Genomic DNA, 18,473 nt, shown 5'->3' on the forward strand with positions numbered 1-18,473 from the left:
CGCCAGGGTCCCGCCTTTGCCGATCCGGGTCTCCTCTTCGAGGCGTGTCACCAGACCACGCTGACCACGGCACGGACTGATGAACTCGCCATCATTGATCAGGTTCTGCAGGGCGAGATCCACCTGCCCCCCCATGCATGCACCGTTGTTCAGGTCCAAGCCCTGCCGCGCCTGTCGAACGGCAAATATGATTTTAAGGCGATGGACGGTCTCGCGCCATCCCGCGAAAAAGCGCCGTCATTCGAGGCGATGTTCGAAGGGTTCAACAACGAACCGTTCAGCCTCCGTAAGCTAACCGCCTTCCTGGGCCTCGCCTCGCGACGGATTGCGCACCATTGCGCGGACATTCTCCTTCTCGACGTCGCGGCCACCAGCATCTTCGAAATCTTCGAGGAGTTTGGCACGGAGAGCCCAGATAGGATCGGGCGAGAGACAAGGTTTATCGACATCTCAACGGACTCGCTCTCGTTCGTTAATGCCAGCATCGCACTGGAAGGATATCTCGGCTTCATCCCCCCGCGCTGGGATCAACTCTCGCTTGCCGAACTGGAGGAACTCAAACATGTCGCCCATGTTTAAGACGCGGCGCATGGAGGCAGGAGTCGTCCTGCGTGCGGCGGCGATATCCCTCGTGGCGCTGAACCATGCCAACCCCGATATCGACCAGGTTTTGGGATTTAACTTCTCGGGTGGCATGAGCGTCCTGATGGCGCTCTCCGGCTATTTTTTTGCGAAGTTCGTGCTTGACGCTCCCTCGCTCCCACAGATGCGGCATCGATTGATCGGCTTCGGGCGATCCATCCTGCTACCCAGCTTCTTCATGGTCTTATTCTTCTTCATCATCTTACGTAAATTCGATGTTTTAGAATTATTGTTTATCCGAAACCTCTTCACGGACGGTCGAATATCCAAGTTTCCGACCTGGTATCCGCAGGTCATGATGCAGATCCTGATCGTCGTCTACATCCTGTCCTACATCGGTCTCATCCGGAATTTCGGTCGGAAGCTACTCCCTTATTCCGTCGTTTTGCTGTTTGTCGCATCCGTGTTGCTACGATTTTATCTGGACAACTATTCAGATGGTCTGGACCATCCTACACTGCCCTACTCCCGGTTCTGGAATTTTTGCCTCGGCTGGTGCTTCTACTTCTTTGCCGATCCCTCAAGGACTCCGAAAGGAAACAGGGTCGCGATGGCTGCCCTGGCGATTGCCAGCAGCTTCCTCGTTTACGGGGCCGCCAAACTACCTGCCTACTGCCTCATTGCGGGGACCCTTATTTTCCTCTTTGTAAGGGACATCGCAGTCCCCGCCATCCTGCACAAGCTCATCACGATCGTCGCCATGGCAAACCTCCATATCTTTCTCTGGCACCGCTTCTTCTTCGAGATTTACGAGGACATCATGCATGTCACCGCCCAAGGTGGGTTCGGCATGTGGCTATTCGGAATGTCGGCAAGCGTCGTTCTGTGGATTGGGTGGGAGGCGGCAGTCCGAACGGCGAGGGAGTTCGCATTGGCATCAACCTCCCTGAAATCGAAAGTTATTCCTTCCGTCCGAAGCCATACTCTCCCGGCAAGCTAGGGCAGGAATTAAGTGAAATGCGACCAAATTTAACAAATGATTGCTGAGATGTTTTTCTTTTGATACAAAGAACATGAATGCACCTTGGCAGAAGGTACGCGTCTCATGACAGACGGGAATTTTGATGTACCTGTTACAGGAACGCCCGTCATTCTATACGAGCTAAATGAGGTATCCTGGCAAGTTGTTGATTGGTACATTGGAAGAAATCCTCATGGGAACTTCGCGAATATTTTAGGCATGTCGAGATCCTACACCACTGTTACGACAGATGTGGGGGAACTTCATCCCTGGGTAACGTGGCCGACATTGCATCGGGGGGTGGACAATCGCAGCCATGGAATTGAGTTCCTTAATCAGGATCTGACGAGAGCGAGCGAATTCCCGCCTGTGTGGGAGACCGCCGCCAAAGCCGGGAAGCGGGTCGGTGTTTTTGCAAGCCTGCAATCCTATCCTCCCCCGCCCGACGACGCGTACGCCTTCTACATCCCCGACACTTTCGCGCCGCAGCCGGGCACGATCCCGCCCGAATGCAGGCCGTTCCAGATGCTCAACCTTCGCCAGACAGCACTGGATGGGGGGATCGTCTCCGACGTGAAACCGAGCAGAGAGCTCGCAACACTGATGCTCGGCCTGGTTCGGATCGGCTTGTCTTTGTCGACCGTTCTCGCTCTCGCGCGGCAGGTCATTCTTGAAAAGATCAATCCACTTTACAAGTCGCGTCGCTCGATCATGCAGGCGCCGATCGCCTTTGATGTCTTTAAGCATCTTCTGCATCGGACCAAACCGGAGTTCACGACGTTCTTCACCAATCATGTCGCGGGCATGATGCATCGATATTGGAAGCATGCTTTCCCGGAGGAATTCCAATACACTTTGACCTCCGATGAAGACAGGTTGAAGGCGAAGAATATACAGCGGGCGATGGATGTCGCGGATTATCAGCTAGGTTATCTGCTTGACTATATCACCCGGACTGATGGAACCTTGATCGTCGCGAGCAGCATGGGACAGGAAGCCGTTTTCCGCTCCGGCGGCGATCAGGCCCGCATCATCGACGTTCCAGCCTTCGTCCGGGCAATCGGGTTTAGCGGAGATTATCGTTCGAACCTCGCAATGCACCCGGATTTCAATTTCGAGTTCGACACGCCGGAGGATGCGGGGCGTTTCGCGTCGCTGGTGGAAGCTGCGACATTCGCCGGAGGAAGACGCCTCTGTTACAAGGTCAACCTTGTAAACAGGACCCTGAATTTCGGATTGGCGCAGCCGCCGGAAGGCATGGACAATTATGTGGAACGCCCCTCCGGCGGCGGCGTGAAGGAGAGGATTTCCTTTGCGGAGGCCGGGATCAAGCGATTCAAGCGCGACGTCGGCACGGGATATCACCAGCCCCGCGGCATCCTCCTTTGGCACCGGCCGGGAGAGGCGAGCGACGCTTCGAGGGAAGTCATCCAGAGTACTGCTGTGCGGGCCATGATCCTTTCCGCTCTCGGCATCGCTGTGGAGCCAAAGTCTCCGCTTCCCTCCGATAGAAACCCCACCCGCAACGAGGCCGAACAAGTGGATGCGTCCTGACCGTCCGCTCTGACAATGAGATGCGATGTGGATGTCATCATTGGTCCTTGCATCTTGTCAGCCGACCATGGGACGGTCTCAACGCTGGAAGCCGCATGGTCCCGGATCCACGGTTCATACGAAAATGTCGAACAGCGATAAGGGCAGCGGCGCTATACGGCCTGCGCGCTGCGGGTAATGCACCCAGCTTGCGCGCCATGGCTTAGCGCTCCAAATGGCTTTCAACCGGAAGTCCAGCGCACGATGTCCGCCTTCTCTATCTCCAAGGCATCAGGCAGGATCCGTGGATCGGTGATGGTCAATTTATTTCGATACCGTGATGATATGACTCTTAGAACCGCCTTCCGCGCGTGAAGGTGCCTCCGACCGTGCGTTCAGCGGGGCTGTTCATCAGCCAGTCCGCACACTGATAAAAAGGGGCTTGGCAAAGGGCGAGATCGCGATGTGCAAGTCGGCACCGCCGTCTACGCATCAGGCTTCATCCATCGCAGGTCTGCGACCGTAGTCACTCAGACGTCATGGTCCCGGTCTAACGGCGCACCGCGGTGCAGCGTAAATGCGCGCGCCATTTCCCTTCAGATTTCGCATTCTGAGGAGTGCATCGTGCGTACCACCGTCAGAGCTCGCTATGAGCTGGCCCAGGAAGATGACATCCGCGATGAGTTGACCCGCTTTGTCGCCCGGCGACTGCGCAATGGCAATGACGAAGAAGATATCGTGCAGGAGACATATCTGCGCATCTACCGGTACCGGCAGACCGGCACGATCGCCAATCTCAAGGCTTTTTGTTTTTCTGTCGCGCAGAACCTGATCAACGATCATTTCCGCCGTCTTTCGCGCATGCCTGCCACTTGCCCCATAGAGGAAGATTTTATCTGCCCCATGCCGCGCATTGATGAGGCCTTGCTTCATCGCGAGCGGGTGGAGGCGATCGTCGCCATCCTGAAGAACATGCCGCCGCTCAGACGGGAAATCTTCCTCCGCCGTCGACTGGACGATCATCCACCCGCGGTTATCGCCACCGACCTAGACATGCGGCAATCGGCGGTGGAAAAGCATGTCTTCCGTGCGCACAGCGACATAAGACAGGGTCTCGCCAAGCGGAAACTGACCGGTTGGAGCAGGATCTAGCCATGCGTGACGACAGCCTATCGCGAAGCGACGCCCCCATCGATGAATTGGCGCTCAAGGAAGCGCTAACGCGCGTCCATGACGGCGGGCGCCTGTCCAATGATGATATCCGCAAGATGCGCGCCAGCCGGAAGGCAGCCATAGCGGGCGGCCTCGGCGCGGTCGTTCTGGCCATCACCGGCCTCACCATCTTTCGGTCGCCGGTCAATACGGCCGCGGAGTTCAGCACGAAGCCCGGAGAGCGGCGTGACGTCCGGCTGGAAGACGGGTCGTTCGTGCAACTCAGCGGCGCAAGCCATCTGACTGTCACCATAACGAGCCGGGGCCGCTACGCCCGTCTGATCGCAGGGGAAGCGCGGTTCGACATCGCGCACGATGCCAGCCGCCCCTTCATCGCCCATGCCGGCCGAGCCGAGGCGCAGGTGCTGGGACGGTGTTCGACCTTAACGTAACATCCGCCAGCACCAGTCTCGCCGTGGCGCGCGGAGCGGTTCTGTTGAAGCCGGTCGGGTCGCCCCAGGCGGTCACTGTGCGTGCCGGTTGGCAGAGCCTCGTCCACGACACCACCGTCGACCGCCCCAAGCCGTTCGACGCCTCCCGTCCCGACTGGCGGGAAGGATGGATCGATACTGACGGCATGACGCTCGGCACGCTGGTCGAAATTCTGAACCGGCAGGGCGGGATCGTCATCAGTGCTCCGCCAGCGGCGCTGGCGGCGATCCCGATCATGGGGCGCTTTCGAACGGATCGGCCGGCCGCACTCCTCTCCGTCATCGGCAAGGCGAACGGCTTCGATGTACGGGCCGATCAGGGAATCTTGCGCTTCCACAAGGCATTATAAGAAAATTCTGCCTGCCAGACTATGGGCTGAAAAAACAGTGTCCGGCTTTGGCGATCCCCGCGTCTTTCGAAGGAGAGCACATGATGGTGCTCGCAAGGGGATACGACATGGGGTCTCACATTTCTCACCGTGCATTGCACGTCGCCATCGCCATTGCCGCCACGGCGGCGCCCTGTTCAGCGCATGCGGAAGCGGGGAGCTTTGCCAAAAGCTTCCAGTTCGCCATTCCGCCCGGAAATCTGTCCGCCGCCCTGTCGGCGTTTTCCGCAACGACCGGGCTTCAGGTCGTCGCCTCGTCCGGGGACGTCGGCTCCCATATGAGCGCCGGCATATCGGGCAAGTACAAGGCGTCCGATGCCATCGCCCGCCTCCTCGCCAAGTCGGGCTACACCGCCAGCCTGGTCGGCGACATGGTCGTTCTGCAGCAGGCCACGGCGTCGCCGCGCGCGATGCCGATCGCCCTGCAGAGCGCCGGCGGCGCCGGCACGTCCCGCCCCGACGCTGACGAGAGCGAAGCGGCGGAAGGCGATCGGGACATCATCGTCACGGCGGAGCGTCGCGAGCAGCGCCTGGTCGACGTCCCCGTCGCCCTGTCGGCCTTCGGCGGCGAGCAGCTCCGCAATCGCGGCGCCGACCGCCTTGTCGACCTGGCGAGCCAGACGCCCGGCGTCCTCGCCACGGTGCAGGTGTCGGGTGGTGACATGCCGACCTTCACCATCCGCGGCGTTGGCTTTGACGATTTGCGCCCCAACGGCAATCCTGCAACTTCGCTCAACATCGACGGCATCTACCAGGGGTCGGCCATCCTCGCGACCGGCCAATTTTTCGATATCGAGCGGGTGGAGATCCTGAAGGGGCCGCAGGGAACCCTCTATGGACAGAATTCGACCGCAGGTGCGATCAACATCCTGTCCCGCCGTCCGGGCGACAAGCTGAACGGCTATGTCAGCACCGAACTGGCGACCTTCGGCACGGCCCGCATGGAGGGCGCGGTCGGCGGCCCGATCTCGCCGATCGTCAGCGCCCGTATCGCCGCGCTATACACCAGGACGGACGGCTACATGACGGACATCGGCAATGCCAATGCCGTCGCGACCTTCAGGCCGCCTGCCGGCATCCCGCCGCTGCCCGTTACCGGCATGAACCGTGACGTCGCACGATCCGAAAGCATCGCCGGCCGCGCCATCATAGAGATCAACCCGTCCGACCGGACCGAAATATTCCTGAAGGTCAACGGTACGAAGCAGACCGGCGGGGCATTGCAGCCCAGCCGCAACGTCACCCAGAACGGCTTCGCCCCGAACGCGCGATATGAAGTCGATTCGGACGTGCCGACAAAGCTGAACGTTTCCGGCTATGGTATCACCGGCAGTCTGCAGCAGAGCGTCGGTGACGATTACACCTTCGTCCTGACAGGCGGATACAGCCATGTCTCGCACCTCGCGATCTACAATGGGGACGGGGTGCCTATCCGTTTGATCAATATCCTCTACGGCGACAAAGACGATCAGGAATATGCCGAGATTCGGTTCCAGAAGAACGACACGTCGCGGTTCAGCTGGATCGTGGGCGCGACGGCATTTCACGACGACGTTCGCATCGACCAGACCTTTACGATGCTCGACACGACGCGCGGCATCATCCAGGGCGATTACACGCAAAAGCGGACAAGCTTCGGCGTCTTCGGGGATGGAACCTGGGCGTTCGACTCCGGATTCAAGATCGGCGGCGGCCTCCGCTACACGCATGACAAGGTCGACTTCAATGGCCTGACGCAGGGCCTCGATCCCTATGGCGTATCGCTTCTCCCGGCCATCTTCCCGCTTTTGCCCTATAAGTTCGATCGTAACATCCGAAAGTCCCAGGTGTCCGGCCGTATCTACGGCAGCAAGAATTTCGGCCCTTCCTCGTCGATCTATGCGTCCATCAGGCGCGGGTATAAGGGCGGTGGCTTCGATGCCACCACGCCCAGCAACGACCTCGAATCCGCGCCGTTCGGTGCCGAGACGGTCTGGTCCTATGAGCTGGGCTTCAAGATCCTTCCCCGCCGTGCCTTCCTTCAGCTTGAAGGTGCGATCTTCTTCAACGACTACAAGGATATTCAGACGACGGCGGTCACGCAGATCACCACTGCCGCGGGCGTCCTGTCCGGCGGCACGCGTGTCAATGCGGGCGACGCCCAGAGCTGGGGCGCGGAACTGTCCGCGACCATCAGGCCGACCGACGATCTGAAGCTGGAAATCTCCGGCGCCTATCTCGGCAATGAGATCAAGAAGGTCATCTCGACCAATCCCGTCGAACGCCTGCGTCGTGCGGATGCGCGGCTTCCGTTCACACCGGGCGTTAGCCTGAACGGTGCTTTCGAATATACCATCCATGCCTCGGATACGATGGATGTCATCCTCGCGTCCGACGGTCAGTATCTGTCCAAATATTATTTCGACATCGACAACTTCGCCGTGACCAAGTCGCGCTTCATAGGCAATGCGCGCGTAGAACTACGGTATCAGAACAATATCTCCGCCACGGCCTGGGTCCGCAACCTGACCGACACATACTATCCGCTCTCCCGATTCAACTCCGCCACGACCAGCACCGACCTCCCGGCGGCCCCGCGCACCTATGGCATCACGCTTGGATACAAGTTCTGAACCCAGCGCAATGTGGGTGCGGTGAATCTGATTTCACGACCGATATCAAAGCCCATTCATCAAACACCACCTTCATCAGGAAATCTTATGGTTAAGCATAGAAACTTCCGCGCAATGGTTTCCGCTCTCGCTATGCTCGCAGGGCTGTTCACCGCCGGAGAAGCTTCCGCCGAGTTCGTGACGCAATCCGATCAGCGGCCGCCGTCGCCCGCGCGTCTGATCTTCCCCGATACGAAGGACGGACATCATATTTTCGCCGGCGACCTGCACCTGCACACCGTATTCTCGGACGGCTCGGCCTGGCCGACGCTTCGCCTCGCAGAAGCGGCGCATGACGGGCTTAAGTTCGTGTCCTTCACGGAACATGACATCATCACGCCAAAGATCCGCGACACCGGCACCAACAAGAACCGCAGCTATGAAATCGGCCGCGCGTTCATCTCTTCGGGCATGCTTGGCCTCGGCGGCATGAAACTCTCGCTCGGGTCGGAGATCACGCGCGCGATCGGGCATTTCAATTGTCACTTCCTCAAGGATGCAAATGCGCTGAACCCGGGGAAAGTCCATTACAGCACCTTCAAGCAGACGGGCGGGCAGCTCCGGGTCGACTGGAACCGGACCAGCGCGGACGAGAAAGATCTGGAAGCACGGTTCCGCGAAGCGAAGCGGCAGGGCGCCATCTGCCAGTGGAATCATCCGACCATCCCCTCCTCCTCCCCTGGTGAGGCAGTGGTGACGCCGTTCCTCGAACGGATGTTTTCAGAGGGTCTGCTGTCGGGGATTGAGGTTGCGCAAAGCGATTTCATCCACCCCAGCGCGATGGACGTGGCCCTGAAATATAACCTCTATATCGCGGCGACTACGGACGCTCATCTCGGGACCGCGTTGGAGCAGGAGGCGGCGGGGATGGATCACCGCGTCGCCACCCTGTTCCTGACGCAGGGAGAGGATGAAGCGGCCTTCAAGGATGCGCTGGAAAAGCGTCGTACGGTCGGCCTCTTCCGCGACACTTTCTTCGGCACGCGCGAGAATGTTCAAACGGTGATGAACGCGGTCCTGAAGATGTCGTTCACCAAATATTCGCCGTCAGAGTTTCTGATCGGAAACTCAGGCGAGATGGAGATCGCGAATGCTGGCCCGATCGACGTCGAGCTTGAGATCGTTCAGCCGGACTTTCGCCTGCTGAACTATCCGCGCTTCGTGAAGATACCGCATGGATCGAAAGTCACGCTGAAGGCGCTGCGCATCGACGGCCCGAACTTCAAAGGCCTGAAAGTCCGCGTGATCAATTCGCTTGTGACATCGCGTGACCAGCTGGAATTTTTCCTGGAGGCGCAGCCGTTCGATCTGAACGCCATCACCGGCAAGGGTACGCTGAGCAACATCCCCGACGATCTCGACGGCTGGATGTAAGACGGCTGAATGTTCGGCGGCCATGGGTCTTCGGATCCATGGCCGTTTGCATGTCATGCAAGCTCGCGCACCGCTTGCTGCCTCTTCTCATGCCGCGCAAACTCGCCGAGGGCATCCGCAAGAGACGGCAGGTGCGCCCCGCGCCCCGTCGCGAGCGGTACGCGGGAGGGGCGTGGCGCCATTTGGTTCAGGCGGGCGCCCGGCACGGCGCGGATCAGATGCCGGGGCAGGTTCAGGCTGTCCGCGACGGCTTCCGCGAACTCTGCCCATGATAGCTCCGTCTCATTGGTGAGGTGCCAGAGGCCCTGCTCACCGTCGATCAGGAGGTCGAGCGCGACCCTGACGAGATGCGGCACATAGGTCGGCGTGATCCGCTGGTCCGCCGCGGCCTCGAACGGCTGCCCCGCCGTCAGGGCGCGAGCGACCGCGACGGCAAAGTTGAACTCGTCATGGGGAGAGAAGAAGGCTGCGGTGCGAACGATGAGATGCGTCCCCGCCAGGGCGAGAAGTCCCTCCTCCATGCGCGCCTTGCTCTCGCCATAGACGTTGCGCGGGTCGGGCGCGTCGGTTTCGACATAGGCCCCTTCCGCCTTGCCCCCGAAGACGAGGTCGCTTGAGACATTGAGGGTGGCAAGCCCCCGCTCCTCCGCCATCCGCGCAAGGCGGACCGGGCCGTCGCTGTTCGCCGCAAAACAACGGGCGGCATGGCTTTCCGCCTCGTCGACCCGTACCCAGCCGGCGGCGTTCACCACTGCCCAGGGATCGTGCCGGTCCAGCGCAGCCCCGATGCTGGCCTCGCTGGTGATGTCGAGCGCGTGCCGCGCCGTCAGCACATGCGGTATGTTGCGGAGCGTACAGGCCCGCGCGAACGCTTGCCCCAGGGTTCCTGTCGCGCCCATGATCAGGAGGGGCCGACCCATGGGCGCACGCTCCCTGCAACTGTCCGCCCGGTGCTGCACGGCCGGGGCAGGACGGCGGACGGCGGGATATTCAAGCCGGATCGGCCGACGCCACCAGCCCGGCTGCGCTGCAAGCGGATGCCGTGCAGCGCCAGTGGCCAGAGCCGTGCCGAGCGCTGCGAGAGCGGTCGCGCGCGGCGTTCCGCTACTGACGTCGAATATGCCCGGCTCATAGATGCCGGGGGCGGTCAGCAGCGTGTTCCATCCGCTACTGCCGAGCAGCGACCAGAGCGTGATCGCTCGCACGTCCACGCCCTCATTGCGCAGATCCTCGGCGCAATCCCACGCCTCCGCCAGCCAGCGCAGCTGCTCCTCGCGCGTGCAGCCATTATGGACTTCGGTGACCGCGATCGGGGTCGCATAGCGGTCCCACGCCTCCTCTATCACGCCCCTCAGACCGGGCGGGGGCGGCTCCAGCACCCGGATCGCCTCGACATCGGCATAGCGCTGCCCGTCATTGCCGCCATGCGCATGGGCGGGATAGCGCTGCATGCGATGGTCGAGGAACCGCTCGCTGGTCAGATAATGGTTGATGCCGATGATGTCTGGCGGACAGGGATCGGCCGCAATGGCCTCCAGCCTGTGCTCCAGCCCGTGCGCGGCCATGCGCCGCCACAGCGGATGACCGCGCCGTACGCGCCCGAACAGCAGGTCCCATGTCGCCCAGCGCCGGATATTCTCGAACGCAGCCTGCTCGCGCAACTCGGCAGTGGCGAAGGTGCGGCCGAGATCCTCCGTCTGAACGAGCCGCGCGGCGGGATTGACCCTGCGAATGGCCTGCATCGCGAGCCGGGTTCCGTCGATCTGGTTGAGGAGCGCGCGCCAGAACGCGCCCTCGTCGCGGACATGCGGATACCAATGGCCATAAAGCGCCGAAAAGCGCGCCGTGGTGAGCGGCTCATTGACCGGCGTCCACTGGTTGATCCAGGAATAGCGCTCCGCAACGCGGGCCGCGAAATCAGCGAGACCCCGCGCGAAACCGTCATCGTCGAGGAGATGCGTGTAGGAGGGACCGCTGCCGTGATGGACAAGCCCGGCAATGACGTCGATGCCATGTGCGCGCAGCCGGTCGATCCGCGCATCCACGCCCTGCCAGAGATGCTGTCCGGGCCGATCAGGCGCAATGCATTCCCATAATATAGGATAACGGATCGTCGTTATGCCGATGTCGGCAAATAGATTCAGATCGTCGATCCGATCATAGTGGCCGCATCGCTCGAACTGATCCTGATATGTATCCCGAACCCTGTTGATGGTGCACTCCGGCCCACCCCATAATTCCAGATGCCTCTTCATCGTACATATCTCCCAGACCTTCGCCAGAACGACTGACATGGATCAGGTTTCCGCTCTCGACTTGATATCTTGTGTTATCTCTTTGAACTTGGGCCGGTTTGTACAGGAACCGGAGCGATGAACGGCGTGTTGCCGATGTTCATCATTCAGCAAGGTTCCAGACATGAGCGGCATTCCAAGCGACGTCGACGCCATCAACCCCGACAGCCCGACGGAGGGCGGCGGCACGCTCATCTGCTTCAGTCACCTGCGCTGGAACTTCGTCTATCAGCGGCCGCAACATCTGATGAGCCGCTTCGCCCGGGACCGGAAGGTCATCGTTTGGGAAGAGCCGATCCACGATGCGCCAAGTGCGACGTTGGACACCCATGTCTGCGACTGTTCCGGCGTCACCATCCTCACCCCGCACCTCCCCGCCGGCCTCAGCCGGCATGAGGAGACGGAAACATTGCGCGCCCTGCTCGACGGCGCGATCACCCGCGATCCGGCGCGACCGCTCATCTGCTGGTACTATACGCCGATGATGCTGCCCTTCTCCGACCATCTGGCGGCGGACTGCATCGTCTATGACTGCATGGACGAGCTGGCGAACTTCAAGGGCGCGCCGTCAGAGCTTCTCCCGCTTGAGCAGCGGCTGCTCGACAGCTGCGACCTCGTCTTCACCGGCGGGCACAGTCTCTACGAGGCAAAGGCCGCGCGCCATCCTTCGGTCCATGCCTTTCCATCCAGCGTCGACGCCACCCACTTCTCGACCGCCCGCGCCGCTGGTCCGGAGCCGGAGGATCAGGCGGAGCTCCCCTCCCCGCGCCTCGGTTTTTATGGCGTCGTGGACGAACGGATGGACCTCGCGCTGCTGGAAGGTTTGGCGGACGCGCGGCCCGAATGGTCCATCGTCATCGTGGGGCCAGTGGTGAAGATCAGCGACGCCGACCTGCCCCGCCGCCCCAACCTCCATTATCTGGGCGGCAAGGGCTATGCCGAACTGCCCGACTATCTACGCGGCTGGGACGTCGCCCTGATGCCCTTCGCCATCAACGAGGCGACACGCTTCATCAGTCCCACGAAGACACCCGAATATCTCGCCGCGGGCTGCCCCGTCGTCTCTACCCCGGTGCGTGACGTCGTGCGCGGCTATGGCGATGTCGAGGCGGTGCGCATCGCGGACGGGCGGGACGCTTTCGTCGCCGCCTGCGACGCGGCGCTTACCCTCTCCCGCACAAACGGCTGGCTGGCCGCCGTCGACGCGCGGCTCGCAGGGGAGAGCTGGGATCTCACGCAATGCGCGATGAGCAACCTCATTGACGAAGCGGTGCAACGCAGCAGCCACGTCTATCCCGTGGTGTCGCCTATTGGCGCAGACGGAGACCGCCCGCAATCCTATGACGTCATGGTCGTCGGGGCAGGCTTTGCCGGCGCGATCATGGCGGAACGGCTCGCACGCGACGCGGGCAAGCGGGTGCTGGTCGTGGACAAGCGGCCGCACGTCGCCGGCAACGCCTATGACCGACTGGACGATGCCGGCATCCTCATCCACCAATATGGCCCCCATATCTTCCACACCAATTCGGCCGACATCTTCGAGTATCTCTCGCAGTTCACCGAATGGCGTGGCTATGAGCACCGCGTGCTCGCGGCTGTCGGCGACCGCCTGGTACCGATGCCAATCAACCGCACGACGGTGAACAGCCTCTACCATCTTGATCTGCGGACGGAGGAGGAGGCCGCCGCCTTCCTGGCCTCCCGCGCAGAGCCCGTGGATATCGTCCGCACGTCGGAGGATGTCGTCATCTCGGCGGTGGGACGCGAACTCTACGAGACTTTCTTCCAGGGTTACACCCGCAAGCAATGGGGAATGGACCCGTCGGAACTGGACAAGTCGGTGACCTCACGCGTGCCGACGCGAACCAACACCGACGACCGTTATTTCACCGACACCTACCAGGCCATGCCGAGAGACGGCTTCACCCATATGTTCGAACGGATGCTCGACCATCCGAACATCGACCTGCTGCTCGGCGTCGATTTTACCGAAGTGCGGCAGGCCTATCCGCATCAGCACCTCGTCTTCACGGGACCCATCGACGAATATTTCGGCTATTGCTACGGCAAGCTTCCCTACCGCTCCCTGCACTTCCGGCACGAAACGGTGGATCAGGAACAATTTCAGCCCGTGGCCGTGGTGAACTATCCGTCAGAGGACGTTCCGCACACCCGCATTACCGAATATAAGCATTTGACCGGCCAGACCGCGCCGCGCACCAGCATCACCTATGAATATCCGAGCGGTGAGGGCGATCCCTACTATCCCATTCCACGCGCCGAGAACCAGGCGCTGTTCAAGCGCTACGAAGCGCTGGCGCTCGCCCAGCCCGATGTGAGCTTTGTCGGCCGGCTGGCGACCTATCGCTATTATAACATGGATCAGGTGGCCGGTCAGGCGCTTGCTACCTATCGCCGCCTGAAGCAGCGCTGGGATGCCGACCGCCAGCCCGCAGCCACCGGCGCGCGCGCCGGAACGACCGTCGTTGCCGACGCATGATATTGATCCGGCTCCCTTTTCCGTCTCGCGCGTTGTGAGCCGGACCTTTCACGAGCCAGATGGACGTCACGCGTGCTGGAACCGCAGGATGAGGTGTCCGAACGGGAGGTACAGCAGGGCCTGAGGGCCTTGCTGGTCGACGCCTCCTTCGCCACCGCCATAGGCGCCCTTAACAGCGGCGTGGTGCTCCTTGCGCTCGCGCTGCATGTCGGCGTGAGTACGGTCCAGATCGGCATATTGGCCGCCATCCCCCTGTTCACCCAGATCTTGCAGGCACCCGCAGTTTCGCTGGTGGAGCGGTTGCGCACGCGCCGCCGCATCTCCGTCATCAGTGTTTTTCTCGCGCGGCTCGCCCTGCCCATCTACGCCGTCGTGCCGTTCATCCCCGACCGTAATGTCGCCGCCGCATCCCTGATGGCGGCGGCCCTGTTGCACTACGGCCTCAACGCGGTGGGTGCGTGTAGCTGGAACAGCTGGATGCGCGACCTCGTGCCGGAGGAGGAGCTTGGGCGTTTCTTTGCCCGGCGGACCCTGTTCGGCACGGCGGTTAGCGCGGTCGCTACTATTGTCGGAGCCTACGCGCTCCAGCAGGCTGGGACGGACCGGGCTTTCGGCAACAGCATCTTCTGCGGCCTCTACCTTTTCGGCTTCGCTTGCGGTCTCGTCAGCACGGTCGCGCTCGCCCGCGTGCCGGAGCCACGTATGCCCCCCGGCAGTGACGATGTGCCGATCCGGCGGTTGCTGACCGGGCCGCTGCGCGACAGGAACTTCCGGCAGATGCTGCGCTATCTTGCAAGCTGGCAATTCGCCGTGAACCTCGCAACGCCGTTCTTCACCGTCTATTTCGTGCGCGAACTCGGCTTCGGCATGGGGTTCGTGCTGATCTTCAGCTTCATCAGCCAGATCGCGAACCTCGCCGTCATCCGGGGATGGGGCCGCCTGAGCGATCATTTCTCCAACAAGTCGGTGCTGAGCGTGGCCACGCCACTGTTCATCTTCTCCATCGTCGCCATGGCCTTTGCCAGCGATGTGGACGGCATGACAGCCCGGTCCGCCTATCTCGTCATGCTGCACATCATCATGGGCGCGGCGGCGGCGGGCGTGGGGCTGGCTTCCGGCAATATCGTGCTGAAGCTCAGCCCCGGCGGCGCGGCGACCGGCTATCTCGCCTCCAACGCCATTATCGGCGCAATCGCCGCCGGCATGGCGCCCATCATCGGCGGCTGGGCCAGCGACTTCTTCGCCGCGCGCAAGCTCACCCTTGCCGTGCGATGGACCAGCCCTGAGGGCGCGGCCGAACTCGGCGTCATGTTCACGCACTGGGAATTCTTCTTCCTCGTATCGGCCGTGATTGGCCTCTATGCCCTCCATCGCCTGAGCCTCGTTCAGGAAAGCGGCTTCACCGGCCGCAGGGAGGTGGTGTCCCACATCGTCTACTCTGCCCGCCGCAACCTCGGCAACATCTCCTCAGTGACGGGACTTCGCGAAGCGATGAGCTTCCCCGCCGGTGAACTCATCAAGCTGCGCGAGCGCAAGATGGCGATCATCCAGGGCCTGCAGGAGCGGCTGCGGAGCAGCCTCAGCCTCAGCACCAGGCGGCAAGTCACGGGATGGGTGCTGGAGGCGGGCTATGCGGTGCCCCCGCCTGATCCTTCGCTGGACGATCTGCTCGACAGGATTGCATGACGGAGGGAAGCTGCCCGCCGGCGCGACGTGGCCGAACCCGCATGGCACGGAGGATCGCAGCATGACCGTCACTGACATCGCGACACGCACCTACAACCATAATTTCCGGCTCGACCCTATCGTCCGCAGCCTGCTCGACACGGATTTCTACAAGCTCCTCATGCTCCAGATGATCCGGCACATTCATCCGGATGTGGAGGCGACATTCTCCGTCATCAACCGCACCCGCTCGGTCCGTCTCGCCGACATCATCGACGAGGAGGAGCTGCGCGCCCAGCTCGACCATGCGCGGGAGGTCCGCTTCGCCAAAAAGGAGCTGATATGGCTGACCGGCAACAGCTTCTATGGGCGGCAGCAGATGTTCAGCCCGGAATTCATTGCCTGGCTCGCCGATTTCCGCCTGCCCGACTATCGGCTGCGCAAGGTGGACGGTCAGTATGAACTCTGCTTCGAGGGTCCATGGACGCACACGACCATGTGGGAGATTCCCGCGCTCGCCATCCTCAACGAACTGAAATCGCGCGCGGCCATGCGCAACAAGGGCAGGTTCGCGCTCGACATCCTCTATGCGCGCGCCAAGACCAGGCTGTGGGAGAAGGTGGAGCGGCTGAAGCTGCTGCCCGATCTCGTCCTCTCGGACTTCGGCACCCGGCGGCGGCACGGCTTCCTGTGGCAGCGCTGGTGTGTCGAGGCGCTGAAGGAAGGGTTGAGCGACCGCTTCATCGGCACGTCTAACGTCCTCCTTGCCATGGACAGCGATCTGGAGGCCATCGGCACCAACGCGCATGAATTGCCCATGGTCGCCGCCGCGCTGGCCGGGGACGATGCATCGCTCGCCCGCGCGCCCTATCAGGTGCTGGAGGCGTGGCGACGGCATTATAACGGCAATCTGCTTATAGCCCTGCCCGACGCCTTCGGCACCACCGCCTTTCTGCGCGATGCGCCCGGCTGGCTTGCGGACTGGACCGGCTTCCGCCCCGACAGCGCCCCGCCCATCGAAGGCGGCGAGCAGATCATCCGCTGGTGGCAGGATCAGGGCGTCGATCCGCGCACCAGGCTGCTGATCTTCTCCGACGGCATGGATGTCGATACGATCGAGGCGACATACAGGCACTTCAACGGGCGTGTGCGGACAAGCTTCGGCTGGGGCACCAACCTCACCAATGATTTTCGCGGCTGCGATCCCGACGGTGACGAAGGGCTGGAGCCGATTTCCCTCGTCTGCAAGGTCACAAGCGCGAACGGACGTCCGGCGGTGAAGCTGTCCGACAATCCCGCCAAGGCGACCGGCGATCCCGCCGAGATCGAGCGCTATCTGCGGGTCTTCGGATCCGCTGGCCATGCCCCCTCGCCGGTCGTGGTTTAGCGGCGGATTTCCGTTCGCTGTCTGCGACCGGACGTGGCGCCATCAGGAATGAGGGAGGGCAGCCCCCTCCTTCCTTTTACCCGACGCTTTTCCGTCGGTACCGGAAGTACCAGACCTCAGAGCGAGAACCGGTATATCGACTTGAATTATAATAGGAAAATATGGAATTTTTCCCTTCAGTTTCGGGCATGGTAATCACCGGGCAATCACCATTCACATCGCGCTCGCGCACCATAGTGCGCGGTAGGATCGACTCTGCGCATAAGCTATCGGAAAATGCATCTACACGCGCATGGCGCGACCTCCAAAATCAGAGCGACCATGCCGTCTCCTACGATCGATTTTCGCACCATCCGACCACATCACGGAAGCCAGCATAGCGGTTTTGAGGAGGCGATTTGTCAACTCGCCGCGTTAGAAACCGCTCCTGACGCGCCATTCCACCGTAAGGGCGCTGGGGCTGACGCTGGCCTCGAATGCTACCGCGTCGAGGCAGATGGATCGGAGACTGGCTGGCAGGCGAAGTATTTCTTCGAGTTCGGCAGCAGCGAAGCGTCGCAGCTCACCGAATCGCTAAGCCAAGCGATCGCACGCCACCCCCAGCTTGGGCGCTTCATTGTCGGCTTACCCTTCAACCTATCGGACGGGCGAGTGGGCAATCGGATTTCCGAAAGGGATCGCTGGAACCGCTGGGTGCAAGCTCGCGCCGACGCAATCCTTCCGCGTGTCGTTACGATTGAGCTTTGGGATGAGACCCAGCTCATCGAGCGCTTCTCTCGAAATGAGCCGCAGTACGCGGGTCGACGGCACTATTGGTTCGATCTGCTGCATTTCACGCCCGACTGGTTTCAAACGCGCTTCGCGATCACTCGCAAGGCGCTGGGTACGCGCTACACACCCGAACTCAACATTGAACTCCCGATCCGCCGCGGGCTGCTCGCGATCGCTCGTGATCCTGCCTTCATTGAGAGTTTGACGCGCCTCGCTGATGAACTCGACGAGGCGCGGCATCGCACGACCGATAGCGTTGCGAGGATTCTGGCAAGTGGCCCCGCCGCGACGCAAGCTGCGGACCTGGATGTTCGATTTCGGGCGATCAGCAGTTTGATCCGGACGGCGTCGATCAGCCCAGCCGATCCAGTTCCATTTGATCCGTGGGTAAGGGCTCTCGATGAGGCGAGTGAAACGTTAGGTGTTTGTTCGGCAGCGATCTGGGACTTGCGTACTCAGCAAGGCGGTGATCGCGACGAGGTGCGGCGTGTCCAATTTTTCGTCGAACACCTCTATGAAGCAATCGAGAAGGTCTCCGGGATCATCAAGCGGCCAGTCAGCCGGCTGGCGAACGAACATCGGTTGCTTGTGACCGGTGAGGCGGGGACTGTCAAACGGCGTTCAAAAGGGACCCCCGATCGGCGTCGAAGAGGGACCCCCTTT

Annotated in this window: 12 protein-coding genes and 1 pseudogene; 12 read left to right on the top strand and 1 reads right to left on the bottom strand. The window is 61.5% G+C overall.

Features of this window, described 5'->3' with window-relative positions:
- From AX685_RS22655 to AX685_RS12775, 8 genes are all read left to right on the top strand, one after another.
- A partial coding sequence (locus AX685_RS22655; RefSeq protein WP_197418609.1) for a hypothetical protein occupies window positions 1-579 on the top strand: 579 nt, incomplete at its 5' end.
- Window positions 563-1,582 (top strand): acyltransferase family protein, encoded by a 1,020-nt coding sequence (locus AX685_RS12745; RefSeq protein WP_036527609.1) that lies wholly within the window; start codon window positions 563-565, stop codon window positions 1,580-1,582. The genes AX685_RS22655 and AX685_RS12745, both read left to right, overlap by 17 nt.
- A 321-nt stretch (window positions 1,583-1,903) precedes the next feature.
- Complete coding sequence (locus AX685_RS12750; protein ID WP_036527611.1) at window positions 1,904-3,157, top strand: hypothetical protein; 1,254 nt, start codon at window positions 1,904-1,906, stop codon at window positions 3,155-3,157.
- Between the two features lie 603 nt (window positions 3,158-3,760).
- On the top strand, window positions 3,761-4,288 hold the full coding sequence (locus AX685_RS12755) for an RNA polymerase sigma factor (protein WP_051586981.1): 528 nt from the start codon (window positions 3,761-3,763) through the stop codon (window positions 4,286-4,288).
- A 2-nt stretch (window positions 4,289-4,290) separates the two neighbouring features.
- A complete protein-coding gene (locus AX685_RS12760; RefSeq protein ID WP_036527613.1) occupies window positions 4,291-4,740 on the top strand; it encodes a FecR domain-containing protein in 450 nt (149 codons plus the stop codon).
- Entirely contained in the window at window positions 4,722-5,129 is a 408-nt protein-coding gene (locus AX685_RS12765) for a hypothetical protein (RefSeq protein ID WP_155986352.1), read from the top strand. The genes AX685_RS12760 and AX685_RS12765 overlap by 19 nt, the downstream gene beginning before the upstream one ends.
- Before the next feature lie 80 nt (window positions 5,130-5,209).
- Window positions 5,210-7,780: a TonB-dependent receptor gene (locus AX685_RS12770; protein ID WP_081799111.1), complete on the top strand. Its 2,571-nt coding sequence runs from the start codon at window positions 5,210-5,212 to the stop codon at window positions 7,778-7,780.
- Window positions 7,781-7,912: 132 nt separating this feature from the next.
- Window positions 7,913-9,193: a hypothetical protein gene (locus tag AX685_RS12775; protein ID WP_036527620.1), complete on the top strand. Its 1,281-nt coding sequence runs from the start codon at window positions 7,913-7,915 to the stop codon at window positions 9,191-9,193.
- 53 nt (window positions 9,194-9,246) lie between these two features.
- On the opposite strand, the gene AX685_RS12780 is transcribed toward AX685_RS12775, so the two are convergent.
- Window positions 9,247-11,448, bottom strand: a complete 2,202-nt coding sequence (locus AX685_RS12780) for a family 1 glycosylhydrolase (RefSeq protein ID WP_036527622.1) — start codon at window positions 11,446-11,448, stop codon at window positions 9,247-9,249.
- Between the two features lie 163 nt (window positions 11,449-11,611).
- Between AX685_RS12780 and glf the strand changes: the two genes are divergently transcribed.
- From glf to AX685_RS21670, 4 genes and pseudogenes are all read left to right on the top strand, one after another.
- The gene (glf, locus tag AX685_RS12785) at window positions 11,612-13,987 is read left to right on the top strand and encodes a UDP-galactopyranose mutase (RefSeq protein ID WP_228168186.1); all 2,376 of its coding nucleotides are present in this window, start codon (window positions 11,612-11,614) and stop codon (window positions 13,985-13,987) included.
- A gap of 72 nt (window positions 13,988-14,059) precedes the next feature.
- Window positions 14,060-15,673, top strand: a complete 1,614-nt coding sequence (locus tag AX685_RS12790) for an MFS transporter (RefSeq protein WP_051586982.1) — start codon at window positions 14,060-14,062, stop codon at window positions 15,671-15,673.
- A 61-nt stretch (window positions 15,674-15,734) separates the two neighbouring features.
- Entirely contained in the window at window positions 15,735-17,039 is a 1,305-nt protein-coding gene (pncB, locus tag AX685_RS12795; RefSeq protein ID WP_036527766.1) for a nicotinate phosphoribosyltransferase, read from the top strand.
- 321 nt (window positions 17,040-17,360) lie between these two features.
- A pseudogene (locus AX685_RS21670) lies at window positions 17,361-18,473 on the top strand (hypothetical protein); the annotation flags it as partial.

The sequence above is a fragment of the Sphingomonas sp. CCH9-F2 genome (genome assembly GCF_001556735.1).
GTDB classification, from domain to species: Bacteria; Pseudomonadota; Alphaproteobacteria; order Sphingomonadales; family Sphingomonadaceae; genus Sphingomonas; species Sphingomonas ginsenosidimutans.